Genomic DNA, 13,492 nt, shown 5'->3' on the forward strand with positions numbered 1-13,492 from the left:
CTGGTAACTGCCGGCCCGGCGGGCGCCCCCGGGCGCCCGCCCTCGGCGACACCGGACCACCCGTGACCGACGAGCCACCCCGCCACGACTGCCACCGCGACCTCGGGCCGTACGCCGGGGTCGCCGACCTGCTCCACCGGATCGCCGCCGACCGCCCCCGGCTGGCCGCCCGGCACCGGACCGAGCTGCGGGCCGTCGTGCCCCGGCTCGACCCGACGGCCCGCGCCGCCGCCGACGAGGCGCCGATCCGGTTCCACCCCGCCCGACGCACCGCCGCCCTGGCCTACGGCGCGACCGAGTTCGTGGCGGCCTGGGCGGGCACCCTGCGCCGACCGGTCACGCTCCGGTTCGTCCACGTCGGCGCGGCCGACGAGACCACCCGCGAGCTGCTCGACGCGCTCGCCGGCCGGCTCGGGGCGTACCCGGTGCGGCTGGACCTGCGCGACGACGGCCCGGCCCGGCCCGCGGTCGACCCGACCCCGGCGGCCCTGCGCACCGCCCTCGGCGAGAGCCTGGCCGCCGGCTTCTACCACCACGCGGCCCGCACCGCCCGGCACGGACGCGCCCTGGTCACCCCGCACGACGACCTGCCGCACTGGTGGGCGTTCACCACCGGCCTGGCCACCGCCCTGGCGGCGCTGGACCGGGCCACCGAGGCGCTCGACCTCTACCACGAGACCCGGACCGTCACCGACGATCCGAAGATCACCATGTCCGCCGCGTACGCCACCGCCATGCTGTACGCCCGCCACCTGCCCGCCGACGCGCAGGACCCGGCGCGGGCGCGGCACTGGCTCCAGCAGGCGCTCCGGCTCGCCGGCACGGTGCCCGACCCACGGCAGCGGGTGCTGTCGACGGTCTTCTACGAGCAGGGGGTGGCCCTGCTGGACAGCCGGGCGGGCGAACCGGAACGCGCGCTGCGCCTGATCGACGACGGGCTGGCCCGGCTGACGGCGGTGCTCGCCCCCGGGGAACGCCCGCAGGACGTGGCCCGGCTGCGGCACAACCGGGCCCAGGTCCACCTGGCGCTGGGCGACCCGGAACGGGCCCTGGCCGAACTCGACACGGTGATCGGCCACGACCCCGACAACTGCGAGTACTACGTGGACCGGGCCGCCCTGCACCGGGCGGCCGGGCGGCACCGGGCCGCGATCCGGGACTACGGCAGCGCGATCCGGCTCGGCCCGCACCTGCCGGAGGCGTACTACAACCGGGCGGTGCTGCACCAGGAACGGGGCCGCACCGGGCGGGCCCGCGACGACCTGGAACGGGTGCTCGCCATCGAGCCGGGGCACCTCGACGCCCGGATCGCCCTGGTCAACCTGCACCTCGGCCGGGGTGCGCTCGACGCCGCCGAGGCGGGGGCGCGGGCCGGGCTGGCGCGGGCCCCGGACGAGCCGGCCCTGCTGTGCACCCTCGGTCTGGTCCGCTCCGAGCGCGGCGACCCGGCCGGGGCCGAGGAGCTGTTCAGCCGGGCGGTGACCGGCGACCCGGAGCTGGTCGAGGCGTGGACGAACCGGGCCGCCGTCCGGTTCGACCGGGGGGAGGTCGCCGCCGCCGTGGCCGACCTGGACCGGGCGGTGGCGCTGTCGGCGGCGGCGGTGCCCCGCTACAACCGGGGCACCGCGCTGGCCCGGCTCGGCCGCTGGGACGCCGCCGCGCGGGACTTCGCCGCCGCGCTCGCCGCGCCCGACCTGGACCGGTCGCTACGCCGCGAGCTGCGCGCCGAACTCGCCCGCTGCCGCCGGCACACCTCCTGACCGCCGCACGTCGCGCGCGGTGACCCGGGGCGACGACCGTCGGGGTGCGTGCGGGCCGCGCACCCCGACGGTCGACCGGTCAGCTGCGCAGGCTCCACTGCTGGTTGGTGCCGCCGTTGCAGGCCCAGAGGATCAGCTTCGTGCCGTTGGCCGTGCCGGCGCCGTTCGCGTCCAGGCACAGGCCGGACTGCACGCCGGTGATCGTGCCGTTGGCGTTGACGTTCCACTGCTGGTTGGTCTGCCCGTTGCAGTCCCAGATCACCACCTGGGTGCCGTTGCCGGTGCCCTGCCCGGAGGCGTCCAGGCACTTGGAGCCGTAGACCATGAGCTGCCGGCCGGTGGTCTGGGTGAACCGCTGGTTGGCCGCGCCGGTGCAGTCCCAGAGCTGGGCCTGGGTGCCGTTGGTCGTGCTGGAGCCGCCGATCTCGGCGCACCTGCCGGACTGCCCGCCGACGATCTGCACGCCCTGCGCCGGCGGGTTGCTCGTGCCCTGCACGCCCGCGTTGGCGATGACGGTCTGCGCGCCCGACGGCCAGTTGTTGTTGCTGACCACCGTGTTGTTGTTGACCACGTTGCCCCGGTCACCGTTGGTCACGTTGGTGCTGTTGTTGGTCGACCAGTTGTTGGTGACGGTGAAGTTGCCCATGTTCTCGGCGTACCAGTAGTTGGCGGTGGCCCAGGTGCCGGTGTTGGCGAACACGTTGCTGCGGGCGGTGTAGTAGCGGGAGCCCTCGTCGAAGTAGAGCCCGAACCAGCCGTTGGTGCGCAGGCAGTGGTTCTCGGTGATGCTGCCGCCCGGGTTCGCCGACAGCGTGTAGATGCAGCCGCCGTCGGTCATCTGCTGCATGACGTCGTGCACGTAGTTGCCGACGACCTGGTTGTTGGCGGCGGTGGTGGCGGTGGAGTAGCGCGGCTGGTAGTTGTACAGCCCCCGGTCGGCGTAGTGGTTGCTGCCGCCCGCGTCGTTGGCACCCCAGCCGTACCCGACCGACAGCCCGGTGTACGGCATGTTGTAGACCTCGTTGTGCGACACCAGCGAGGTGTTGACGTACGTGGTCAGGATCGACACCACGCCCCGGTACTCCAGACCGAGGTCGTGCACCCGGTTGTTGCTGATGGTGATGTTCCGGTTGGTCATCCGCTGGTCGCCCGGGTGGTGGGCGTCGGCGCGCACCCCGCCGACCACCACGCCGCCGGCCGAGCTGCGGGCGATCTCGGAGCGGGTGACGGTGATGTTGCTGGCCCCCAGGCCGACCCCGCTGGCGTGCGCGTTGGCGTCGTTGCCGATGCCGATGGCGGTCTGTCCGAGGTTGACGAACTGGGAGTCGCTGAAGGTGATCGTGTTGGCGGCGGAGACCTGCACGGCGGCCGGCATCTGGTTCCAGCTCGGCCGGGTCGCCTCGAACAGCGGGCAGCCCTCCTGGCAGGAGGTCAGGGCGTCGGCCGGGCGGGCCCAGGTGCCGGTGATGTGCGCGCCGGTCTGCTGGTCGGCGAAGCCGTTGCTGCTGCTCGGGCCGAGCCAGCTGGTGCCGGTGAAGGTGATCCCGCTGAACGCGATGTGGTGCGCCGGGGCGTCGTAGCTGCCGCCGACGTTCACCAGCGACTGCAACTGGGGCAGCTCCACGCTGACGCTGTTCATGTTCTGCCCGGCCAGCGGGATGTAGTTGAGCTGCCCACTGCCCGGGTTCAGGTACCACTCCCCCGGGCTGTCCAGGAACTCGTAGGCGTTGGCCAGGTAGAACGGGCCGGCGCGGTGCGGCTTGGACAGCGTGTCGAAGCCGAAGGTGTTGTTGTTCCAGGCCGGCTGCTGCATCGTGAGGAAGTTGCCGCTGATGCTCTGCACCGGGGAGTACCGGTCGGTGAACGAGCCGACGCTCTCCACCTCGACCCGGTTCTGGTTGCCCAGGTTGTTGAGGTAGCTCAACGCGCCGTTGCTGAACCGCATGCCGCTGGTGGTGAAGGTGAAGTCGGCCCGGTTGACGGCGGTGCGGGCCCGGGTGGCGACCGCACCGTTGACGTAGAGCTGCCGGCTGTCGAGCCCGGCGGGCACGCTCGCCCGCCAGATGTTCTTCCCGGCGTCGACCTGCGACCAGCCGGTGACCGCGCGGGCCCCGCTGATCTGCGGACGGGCCGAGGCGGCGGCCCGCCAGGTCACGGTGTAGCCGTTGGTGCCGGAGTCGGCGGCGGTGAACCGCAGCGGCGCGGCCAGCCGGTAGACGCCGTCGGCCAGCTCGACGACGATGTCGCCGGACATCCCGGCGGTGCGGGACCGGACCGCGTTCTGCGCCTCGGTCAGTGAGCAGGGCTGGCTGGTGGAGCAGGCGGTGCCGCTGCCGGCGGGGGACGCGTAGAGGGTGGTGGTGGCGGCGAGGGCGGGGCCGGCCGGGGCGAGCACGGCGACCGTGGCGGCGAGCGCCGTGGCGGCCAGGCCGGCCAGCACCGGCCCGCGCCGGGCGGGTGATGTCGGGACGGACACGGGTGGGACTCCAATCATGGTGGGGTGGTGGGGTGCCCGGCGTCGCGGTGGAATCATGCCGCGACCGGGGCGAGCAGTCCGGCGGCCCGCAGCGCCGGCCACAGCGCCGCCGGGACGTCGGCGTCCGCGCGGGTCAGCGTCTGCGTGACCTGCGCGCGGTTACGCAGGCCGACGACAGTCGAGACGACGGCGGGATGGGAGCGGACGAAGGCGAGCGCCGCCTGCGGCAGGGTGACGCCGTGCGCCTGGCAGACGTCGGCGATCCGGTGGGCCCGGTCGATCAGCTCCGGTGGGGCCTGCTGGTAGTTGTAGGTCGCGTCGGCCGGGGGCCGGTCCTGCGACAGCAGGCCGGAGTTGTAGACCCCGGCGACCACCACGCCGACGCCCCGGCGCTCGGCGGCGGGCAGCAGGTCGGCCAGCGCCCCCTGTTCCAGCAGGGTGTACCGGCCGGCGCACATCACCACGTCGACGTCGGTCTCCTCGACGAACCGGGTGAGCAGGTGGGACTGGTTCATGCCGGCCCCGATGGCCCCCACCACACCCTGGTCGCGCAGCTCCACCAGGGCGGGCACCGCCTCGGCGGCGGCCTGTTCCCAGTGGTCGTCGGGGTCGTGCAGGTAGACGACGTCGACCCGGTCCAGGCCGGTGCGGGCCAGGCTGGACTCCAGCGAGCGGAGCACGCCGTCGCGGCTGAAGTCCCAGACCCGCCGGTGGTCGGCGGGCACGTCGAACCCTTCCGGGTCGCGCCGCTGCGCGTCCTGCGGCGACGGTACGAGCAGCCGGCCGACCTTCGTCGACACCACGTACTCGTCGCGTGGCCGGGTACGCAGCGCCGCGCCGATGCGCCGTTCGGACAACCCGAGCCCGTAGTGCGGTGCGGTGTCGAAGTAGCGCAGGCCGCCCGCCCAGGCGGTGTCGACGGCGGCGGCGAACTCCTCGTCGGTGGTGGCCCGGTAGAGGTTGCCGGCCTGTGCCGCGCCGAAGCCCAGCGCGGTAAGGCGTACCGAGGGCCGACGTGGCAGCGGACGGGCTCTCACGACGACTCCGGTCGGTAGACCCGGCGGGCGGTGTGCCGCCAGATCGCCGCCCGCTCGTCGTCACCGAGCGGGTCGAGCAGTTCCGCCAGCGTGTCGACCCACCTGTCGTACGTGCTGGCGAGCAGGCAGACCGGCCAGTCGGAGCCGAACATCAACCGGTCGGGGCCGAACGCGTCGAGGGCGTGCTCGACGGCCGGGCGCAGGTCCCGCGGCGTCCAGGGTGACCGGTGCACCTCGGTGACCAGGCCGGAGAGTTTCGCCGTGGTGTTGGCCGGGGCGGCCAGGGCGCGCAGGTCGCGGGCCCAGTCGTCGAGGTCCGTCCCGCCGAGGGCGGGCTTGCCGAGATGGTCCAGGACGAACCGCACCTCGGGCAGGTCGCGGGCCAGCCGACCGGCCGCGCCCAGTTGGTGCTGCCGGACGAGCAGGTCGAAGGCGAGACCGGCGGCGCCCACCGCGGTGATCCCCCGCCGCACGTCGGCCCGGTCGAGGAACGCCGGGTCGGGCTCGTCCTGCACGCTGTAGCGGACGCCGACCAGCAGGTGCCCGCCCCGGGCCGTCCGCAGCCGGGCCAGCCGGTCGGTGACGTCGACCGCCGTGACGTCCAGCCAGCCGACGACCCCCCGGACCAGCGGGTGGTCGGCGGCTACGCCCAGCAGGTCCACCGTCTCCGCCTCGGTGGAGTTGGCCTGGACCAGCACGGTCTCGGTGACCCCGGCGGCGCGGGTGACCCGGGCCAGGTCGTCCGGGGTGAAGTCGGCGTCGATGGCGGCCATGGTGGCCGGGTCGATCCAGGGCTGCGGGTGCCGGGCCCGCACCCAGAGGTGGTGGTGGGCGTCGACGGTACCGGGTGGCGCGCTCACCGGCCCAGCCATCCGCCGTCGACGGGCAGGACGATGCCGTTGACGTAGTCCGAGGCCGGGGCGGCGAGGAACACCGTCGCGCCGGCCAGGTCGGTGGCGTCCCCCCACCGGCCGGCGGGGATGCGGGTCAGGATGGCCCGGTCGCGTTCCGGGTCCTCGCGCAGCGCCCGGGTGTTGTCGGTGGCGATGTAGCCGGGCGCGACGGCGTTGACGTTGACCCCGTGCGCCGCCCACTCGTTGGCCAGCGCCCTGGTCAGCCCGGCGAGGCCGGACTTCGAGGCGGCGTAGCCGGGGACGGTGATGCCGCCCTGGAAGCTGAGCAGCGACGCGGTGAAGATGATCTTGCCTCGTCCCCGGGCCACCATCGCCCGGCCGATCTCCCGGCTCAGCACGAACTGGCTGGTGAGGTTCACCTCGATGACGTGGTCCCACATCTCGTCGGGATGCTCGGCGGCCGGGGTGCGGGCGATCGTGCCGCCGTTGTTGACCAGGATGTCGACCGGGCCGAGCGCGTGCAGGTCCGCGACGAGCCGGCGGACCTCGGCCCGGTCGGCCAGGTCGGCGCGCAGCGCGGTGAACGAGCGGCCCGCCGCGCGTACCCGCTGCTCCACCTCGCTGCCGGTGGCCTCGAGGTGCGCCGAGACGCCGACGACGTCGGCGCCGGCGACGGCCAGCGCCTCGGCCATGGCCAGCCCGATGCCCCGGCGCGCGCCGGTCACCACGGCCGTGCGGCCGGAGAGGTCGAACAGGGCGTTCACCGGTCGGCCTCCTGCCAGTCGAGCAGCACCTTCAGCACGCCGCCGCCCTCCTCCAGGGCCGTGAACGCCGACGCCGCCGCCTCGACGGGCACCACCCGGGAGATGAGCTGCCCGGCCGGCACCACGCCGGAGGCGACCAACCGGACCGCCTCCACCATGTCCTCGCGCTGGTAGAGCCGCGCGCCGAGCAGTTCCAGCTCGCGCCAGAAGATCCGGTGCAGGTTCACCGGCCGGGGCTGCGGATGGATCGCCACCATGACCAGCCGGCCCCGGGTGGTCAGCACGTCGACGGCGGTGCCGACCCCGGCGGCGGACCCGGACACCTCGAAGGCCACGTCCGCTCCCGCGCCGTCGGTACGCCCGTCGACCAGCGCCACCACGTCGGTGCCGGCCGGGTCGACCGCGTCGATCCCGACCCCGGCGGCCACCGACCGGCGGAACGGGTCCGGTTCGACCAGCAGGACCCGCGCGCCCCGGTGCCGGGCGACCGTGGCGACGAGCACGCCGACCGGCCCGCCGCCGACGACCACCACCTGGTCGGCGTCGGTCACCCGGCCCCGCCGCACGTCGTGCACGGCGACCGCGACCGGTTCGACCAGGGCGGCCCGGTCCAGCGGCAGGTCGTCGGGGAGCGGCACCACCAGGTCGGCCGGTACCGTCCAGGAGGACTGCATCGCGCCTGGCGAGTCCACCCCGAGGAAGTCCATGGCGTGGCAGACGTGCGCGTCGCCCCGCCGGCAGGCGGCGCACCGGCCGCAGAACCGGGTCGGCATCACGGTGACCGGCTGGCCCACGGCGTAGCCGGTGACCCCCGCGCCGACCTCGGCCACCCGGCCGGACATCTCGTGCCCGATCACCGCCGGCGGGCCCACCCGGGCGTCCATGTCCCCGTGGTAGACGTGCAGGTCGGTGCCGCAGATCCCGGTGTAGGCGACCGCGATCCGCAGCTGTCCCGGCCCCGGCGGCTCCGGCGCGCGCCGCTGCACCTCCAGGTGCCGGGCGCTGCGGTAGACCACTGCCTTCATTCGTGCTCCCTCGCGGTCGGGTCAGTGCGGGACGGCGGACGGCAGACCGTCGTGGTTGTGGTGCGTCGGGGTGCCGGGCAACGGGGTGACGTACCGGCCCGCCGGGGTGGCGGCCGGGTCGGCCACGGCCAGCAACCGGCGACCGGCCCGTTCCGGCCGTACGTTGGGGCCGTCCGGCGTCGGCACGTCGGAGCGGCGCGGGTACCTGCCGATCTCCTCCTCGCAGACCGTGACGCCCAGTCCCGGGGAGTCGCCGAGGACGAACGCGCCGTCCTCGACGTGCAGGTCGCGGGTGATCCCGACCGGCGGGTGGAGGTCCTGCAACTCGCTGACCATGTGGTTGGGCACCGACGTGGCGGCGTGCAGCAGGCCGACGGGGTGGTTGCCGATCGGGCTGACCGGCAGGTCGTAGGCGTGCGCCAGGGCGGACACCCGCAGGAAGTGGGTGACCCCCCACACCGCGGCCATCTGCACGACGTCGACCGCCGCCGCAGCGATCAGCGGCCGGTACTGCTCCAGGCCGGTGAGGTTCTCCCCGGTGGCGACGGACGCCCGGATGCCGCGCCCGACGACGGCCAGGCCCTCGGCGTCCCACCGGCGGACGGGCTCCTCGATCCAGACGAGGTCCAGGGTGCGTTCGAGTTCGGCGACGTGCCGTACGGCCTGCTTGCGGGTCCACGCCTCGTTCACGTCGAGCATCAGGCCGGGCCGCTGCCCCCGACCGGCCTCGGTCAGCACCTCCCGGACCACGTGCAGCCGGTGCCGGTCCCGTTCGATGTCGAGGCCGCCCTTGAGCTTGGCGGCCCGCAGCCCGTGCCGGGCGTAGACCGTGTACGCCGCGGCGAGCGCGTCGTCGTCGAGGCCGATGTCCAGGCCGGAGGCGTAGGCGGGCACCCGCCGGTCGCGTCCGCCGAGCAGCCGCCACAGGGGTTGCCCGGCCGCCTGGGCCTTGATGTCCCACAGCGCGGTGTCCAGCGCCCCGATGGTGCCGAACACCGAGCCGGCGTGTCCCGCCTTGAAGGTCTGCCGCAGCATCCGGTCGTAGAGGGTGGTCACCGCGCGGGGGTCCTCCCCGTCGATCGCGGCGAAGATCCGTTCGAGGTCGGTGTGCGGCCCGAGGCCGACGCCGGTGATGCCCTCGTCGGTGTCGACCAGGACGATCGGCACGGCGGTCACCCCGTCGGCGAACACGCCGTTGGCGTCGCCGACGGGCCGCCCCCACTCCTGCACGGTGGTCAGGGTCCGGTATCCGGTGATCCGCATGTCAGCCCTTCGTGGCGCCGGCGGCGACACCGTCGGCGATCTGACGCTGGAGGAAGAGGTAGATCACCAGTACGGGCACCGCGGCGATCAGCACCCCGGAGGCGAAGGTGGGGATGTCGTCGGAGTACTGGCCGCGCAGCGAGGTCACCCCGACCATCAGCGTGCGGTGTTCGGCCGAGGGCATCAGCAGCAGCGCGATCAGCACGTCGTTCCAGCAGAACAGGGCGTCGAGGATGCCGACCGACAGCAGCGCCGGGGTGCCCAGCGGCAGCATGATCCGTCGGTAGACGCCGTAGACGCTGTTGCCGTCGATCCGGGCCGCGTCGATGATCTCGGTCGGGATGGTCCTGTAGTAGCTGGTCATCAGGAAGATCGTGAACGGCAGGAACTGCGCCACGTAGGCCAGCACGAGCCCCGGGTAGGTGTCGACCAGGCCGGCGTCCGCCATCACCCGGGCCAGCGGCACCATGATCACCTGGAACGGCACGAACAGCGCCGCGAGGCAGCACAGGAAGAGCACCGACGAGCCCCGGAACCGGAGCTGGCTCAACGCGAAACCGGCCATCGAGCCGAACAGCAGCAGCAGGAGCACCGACGCCGTCACCACGCCCACCGAGTTGGCCAGGTAGCGGGCCATCCCCACGCTGTTCCACGCCGCGCCGATGTTGTCGAAGCGTAGGGCGTCGGCCAGGGAGAACCGGTCGAGGACGTACTCGCGGCGGGTCTTCATGGCCACGTTGAGGGTGAACGCCAGGGGGTAGACGGTCGCCAGGGCCAGGACGGCCATCGGGAGGGCGAGCAGCCACCGCCCCCACCGCAGGTGGGACATCACGCCTCCCTCACCGCCCGCCGGAGCAGGCTGATCTGCAGCAGCCCCACCACGAGCATGATGAGGAACAGCACCGTCGAGGCGGCCGAGGCGAGCGCCGGCCGGTTGAGCTGCCCCTGCTGGATCCAGATGTAGTACTCCGGCAGGTAGGTGGAGCCCTCCGGGCCGCCGCTGGTCATCACGTAGAGCAGGCCGAACATGGAGGTGAGCATCCCGATCATCGTGGTGACGACGACGAACTGGATGGTGCGGGAGAGGCTGGGCACGATCACGTGCCGGATGGTCTGGGGCAGTGACGCGCCGTCCACCCGGGCGGCGTCCAGCAGGGAGGCGTCCAGGGTGGCGAAGCCGGCGAGGAACACCACCAGCGCCATCCCGAAGGTCGCCCAGACGTGCACCCCGACCACCACGAACATCGCCACGTCCGGGTCGCCCAGCCAGTCCACCGGCCCGAGCCCGACCCCGCCGAGCAGGGCGTTGAGCGGGCCGTCGAAGGCGAGCAGGAGGTTGAAGATGGCCCCGACGATGACCGGGGACAGCACGGCCGGGAAGAAGTAGACGCTGCGGTACAGCCGGTGCCCGGGGACCCGCAGGTAGATGAAGGTGGCCAGCAGGCCGGGGATCGCCACCGCCACCGGCAGCAGCAGCACGAGCAGCCCGACGTTGCGCAGCGCGCCCAGGAACAGCGGGTCCCGCGCCAGCTCCAGGTAGTTGGCCAGGCCGACCGCCGACCCGTCGCGCTCGCCGTCACCGGTGAACGAGAAGTTCACCCCCAGCAGCAGCGGCCAGAACCGCAGCAGCAGCAGGATCAGCAGGGCCGGGGCCAGCAGCACGTACGGGGCGAGGCGCTCGGAGCGCCGGCCGCCGCGACCGCGACGCGGGGTGGCCCGCGACCCCGACCCGGCCCGTCGCGCCGGGCCGGTGGGGGCCGGGCGGACCGCCGGCGTCGCCTCGTCGACCGGCACGGCTCAGCCGGCCTGGTCGGAGGCGGCCAGCTGCTTCACCGCCTCGTCGACGGTGACCGAGCCGCTCAGCAGTTGCTGGGAGAGCCGGCCCATCAGGTCCAGGGTCTTCGAGGACAGCGCCACGTGCAGGGCGGGCTTGCCGGCCTTGAGGTCGGCGACGATGGTGGTCACCGCCGGGCCGCCCTGGGAGACGTCGATGGTGGTGTCGGCGGCGATCGCCCCGGCGTCGGCGTAGAACGACTTCAGCGCGTCGGTCGAGGTCAGCGAGCGCACCAGGTCCGCGGCGACCTTCGGGTCCTTCGTCCATCTGGCGACCCCGTAGCCGATGCCGCCGTCGTAGGGCAGGCTCGGGGTGGCGCCGGGTTCGACGACCGGGGCGCGCATCACGCCGAGCTTCTCGGCGGTGAGGAACTCGCTGAAGTCCTTCCAGTGCCCGACGTCGGACATCAGCCCGATGACGTGGGCGGCCTTGGCGGACTGGAAGATCGCGAACGAGTCGTTGAACATCGCCGTCGAGTTCGCCCCGTCGCTGTTGAGCTTGGCGTCCTGGGTCTCCTTCCAGAGCGCGAAGATCCGCTTGACGTGCGGGGAGTTCCAGTTCCGTCGGCCGGCGATCCAGTCGTCGTACTCCTGCGGGGTGAGCACGCCGGAGCCGAGGACGGAGAGGAAGAACTGGATGCCGAAGCCCTCCTTGTTGCCCAGGGCGAAGCACTTCGCGCCGGTCCGGGTGGTGATGGTGGCGCAGTCGGCGACGAACGTCGACCAGGTGGTGGCGGGCTTGGCCGGGTCGAGGCCGGCCTTCTCGTAGAGGGTCCGGTTGTAGTAGATCGGGTGGCCCTGCAACGTGACCGGGCCGGCGTAGGTCTTGCCGTCCTTGCTGAACGCCTCCCAGCCGGTGAGCCGCTGCCGGTCCTCGGCCAGGTAGTCGTCGAGGGGCAGCAGCGCGTCGGCCCGGTCCCGGATCTGGCCGCCGCCGTTGAACAGGATCACGTCGGGGCCCTTGCCGGCCTGGATCGCGGTGCCGAGCAGCGTGTAGTACTGCTCGAAGGGCTGGGCGACGAACTCGACGGTAACGCCGGGGTGCTTGCGGGCGAAGTCGGCCTTCGCCTTCTGCAGGTACGCCGCGGCGGATGCCTCGCCGGACTTCCAGTCCCAGACCACCAGCTTCCCGTCCGCCCCGCCGGACGGGGAACGCGTCCCGCCGGCGCTGCCGCAGCCGGCCAGCGCCAGCGCCGCGACGAGGACGGCCGACCACACTGCTCGCTGCTTCATCGCTGCTCACCTTCGAACTCGGTCGATTGCGCTGATCGAGACGCATGAATTGACGAGAAAGTAACTCGTATGACGTATGACGTCAACAGTGGGACGTAGAATTCGCGTCAGTCAGGTCGTGGCGCGGTCCGCGGGAGTCACTGGAGGGGACATGACGGCACGGGAGGTCACCCTGAACGCGTCCACGCCGCCGAGCTGGGCGCGACGACCGGCCAACCTCGCCACGGCCGTCACCGCGGAACTGGTGGAACGCATCGTACGCGGAGTTCACCCGCCCGGCGCCCCGCTACCGCCCGAGCCGGCGCTGTGCGAGGCGTTCTCGGTCAGCCGCACGGTCGTCCGGGAGGCGGTCAAGATCCTCCAGGAGAAGGGTCTGGTGCAGGTCCGTCAGGGCAGCGGCACCATCGTCACCCCGCCGTCGATGTGGGACATGCTCGACGAGCTCGTGCTCGCCGCGACCATCGCCGAGGACGACAGCCTGACCATCCTCGACGACCTGGTGGCCACCCGGCGGGTGCTGGAGTCCGACATGGCCAACGTCGCCGCCCGGCTGGCCGACCAGGAGACCGTCGACCGGCTGCGCGCCCTGGTCGACCGGATGGACGAGCTGGTCGACGACCAGGTCGCCTACCACGAGCACGACCGGGCGTTCCACGACGTGATCATGCAGGCGTCCGGCAACCGGATCGCCCGGGGCGTGGTGCGGTCGCTGGAGAGCCAGGTGGTCAACACCGCCCGCTACATGGGCCGCTCCGAGCGGGCACTGTGCGTGGCGTCCAACCGGGGTCACCGGCGGATCTACGAACGCATCGCGGCCCACGACCCGGACGGCGCGGCCGAGGCCATGGTCACCCACATCACCGAGGCGTGGCTGGTCCGGCGGGGCGGACCGGACACCGGGCGGCTGGTGCGCTGACCCGCCGGGGCCGGCGGAGAGCCCACGGCCCGAAATGGCGCTGCGCAACCAACGGACGTCAATGGCTTGCGGGTGTTAACGATAACAAGATACCGTCGGCCGCGGGAGCGAAGGGCACGCTTCCGCGCTGTGCCCACCGGCACCGGTCGGTGCAGCGGAGTGCGGGCACGGGCAACGTCGGTGGGACACCTCCGGGCACTTCCGTGGATGCGGCACGCCGCCGGGTCGGGTCGAGGGTTCGACGCGCCCGGAATCCCCCGGCGCACGTCGTCCACCGCCACCGTGGGGTCCTGACCCGACCGCGCGCCGACCGCAGAGCCGTCCCCGGCCG

The 13,492-nt window shown here is 73.2% G+C and carries 11 protein-coding genes; 2 read left to right on the forward strand and 9 right to left on the reverse strand.

What is annotated here, in order from left to right:
• Positions 1–62 precede the first annotated feature (62 nt).
• Positions 63–1,760 carry a tetratricopeptide repeat protein gene (locus B5D80_RS24420; protein WP_088646276.1) on the forward strand — a complete coding sequence of 566 codons (1,698 nt, stop codon included), beginning with the start codon at positions 63–65 and terminating at the stop codon, positions 1,758–1,760.
• Between the two features lie 79 nt (positions 1,761–1,839).
• Here B5D80_RS24420 and B5D80_RS24425 read toward each other — a convergent pair whose 3' ends face one another.
• The 9 genes from B5D80_RS24425 to B5D80_RS24465 are packed head-to-tail and all read right to left on the reverse strand — an operon-like array spanning position 1,840 to position 12,245.
• Positions 1,840–4,236, reverse strand: a complete 2,397-nt coding sequence (locus B5D80_RS24425; RefSeq protein WP_211291632.1) for an RICIN domain-containing protein — start codon at positions 4,234–4,236, stop codon at positions 1,840–1,842.
• A 53-nt stretch (positions 4,237–4,289) separates the two neighbouring features.
• Positions 4,290–5,273 (reverse strand): aldo/keto reductase, encoded by a 984-nt coding sequence (locus B5D80_RS24430; RefSeq protein WP_088646278.1) that lies wholly within the window; start codon positions 5,271–5,273, stop codon positions 4,290–4,292.
• Entirely contained in the window at positions 5,270–6,133 is an 864-nt protein-coding gene (locus B5D80_RS24435; protein WP_245854954.1) for an amidohydrolase family protein, read from the reverse strand. Before B5D80_RS24435 ends, B5D80_RS24430 begins: the two co-directional genes overlap by 4 nt.
• A complete protein-coding gene (locus B5D80_RS24440) occupies positions 6,130–6,891 on the reverse strand; it encodes an SDR family NAD(P)-dependent oxidoreductase (protein WP_088646280.1) in 762 nt (253 codons plus the stop codon). The genes B5D80_RS24435 and B5D80_RS24440 overlap by 4 nt, the downstream gene beginning before the upstream one ends.
• Positions 6,888–7,916 (reverse strand): zinc-dependent alcohol dehydrogenase, encoded by a 1,029-nt coding sequence (locus B5D80_RS24445; RefSeq protein WP_088646281.1) that lies wholly within the window; start codon positions 7,914–7,916, stop codon positions 6,888–6,890. Before B5D80_RS24445 ends, B5D80_RS24440 begins: the two co-directional genes overlap by 4 nt.
• Before the next feature lie 21 nt (positions 7,917–7,937).
• Positions 7,938–9,179, reverse strand: a complete 1,242-nt coding sequence (locus tag B5D80_RS24450) for a mandelate racemase/muconate lactonizing enzyme family protein (protein ID WP_088646282.1) — start codon at positions 9,177–9,179, stop codon at positions 7,938–7,940.
• A gap of 1 nt (position 9,180) precedes the next feature.
• Entirely contained in the window at positions 9,181–10,008 is an 828-nt protein-coding gene (locus tag B5D80_RS24455; protein WP_088646283.1) for a carbohydrate ABC transporter permease, read from the reverse strand.
• Positions 10,008–10,973, reverse strand: a complete 966-nt coding sequence (locus B5D80_RS24460) for a carbohydrate ABC transporter permease (RefSeq protein ID WP_245854955.1) — start codon at positions 10,971–10,973, stop codon at positions 10,008–10,010. Before B5D80_RS24460 ends, B5D80_RS24455 begins: the two co-directional genes overlap by 1 nt.
• Before the next feature lie 3 nt (positions 10,974–10,976).
• Positions 10,977–12,245 carry an ABC transporter substrate-binding protein gene (locus B5D80_RS24465; RefSeq protein ID WP_088646284.1) on the reverse strand — a complete coding sequence of 423 codons (1,269 nt, stop codon included), beginning with the start codon at positions 12,243–12,245 and terminating at the stop codon, positions 10,977–10,979.
• 151 nt (positions 12,246–12,396) lie between these two features.
• On the opposite strand from B5D80_RS24465, the gene B5D80_RS24470 reads away from it, so the two are divergent.
• Entirely contained in the window at positions 12,397–13,161 is a 765-nt protein-coding gene (locus B5D80_RS24470; RefSeq protein ID WP_088646285.1) for a FadR/GntR family transcriptional regulator, read from the forward strand.
• The last annotated feature ends 331 nt before the right edge of the window (positions 13,162–13,492 follow it).

Origin of the sequence: Micromonospora wenchangensis (assembly GCF_002210435.1) — a bacterium.
Taxonomy (GTDB): Bacteria; Actinomycetota; Actinomycetes; order Mycobacteriales; family Micromonosporaceae; genus Micromonospora; species Micromonospora wenchangensis.